A 548-nucleotide genomic window follows, 5' to 3' on the forward strand; every position below is an offset into this window, starting at 1 on the left:
TTCACAAACTCCACGAGATAAGGTTTTGCCGTTGCCCAAAGATCAAGCTCAGGATAGAGCTCACGACCTAAACCCTCAATTGCAAACAATGTCTTCTGCAGTAGCATCAATTGTGGCTGCATCTCCATCTTAAATCGACGCGCCGTTTGAAAGAGCGAGAGAAGAAAGGCACCAAAAGAGATATCTTTTAGAGGTTTATTAAAGATCGGTTCACAAAGAGAGCGGATAACCGCCTCAAAATCCCCCACAGAAGTATCGGGAGGAACCCAACCTGATTCCACATGAAGCTCAGCAACTTTAAGATAATCTCGATTAAAGAAGGCTAAAAAGTTACTTGCTAAGTAGTGCTGATCCTCTTCATTGAGCGTGCCTATAATGCCAAAGTCGAGGGCAATATAGGTAGGATCATTAGGATTTGTAACATCTACAAAGATATTCCCCGGATGCATGTCCGCATGGAAAAAACTATGTTCAAACACCTGTGTGAAGAAGATATCCACACTACGCTGCGCAAGGAGTGGGATATTGACCCCGAGCTCTTTTAACTT

The 548-nt window shown here is 43.4% G+C and carries 1 protein-coding gene; it reads right to left on the reverse strand.

The genetic code is table 11. From position 1 onward, the window contains the following. Positions 1–548, reverse strand: a 548-nt coding sequence (locus FK530_RS27700) for an AarF/UbiB family protein (RefSeq protein WP_231706806.1), incomplete at both ends; no start/stop codon positions are given.

The organism is Tsukamurella conjunctivitidis (genome assembly GCF_007858475.1).
In the GTDB taxonomy this organism is placed as follows: Bacteria; Actinomycetota; Actinomycetes; order Mycobacteriales; family Mycobacteriaceae; genus Tsukamurella; species Tsukamurella conjunctivitidis.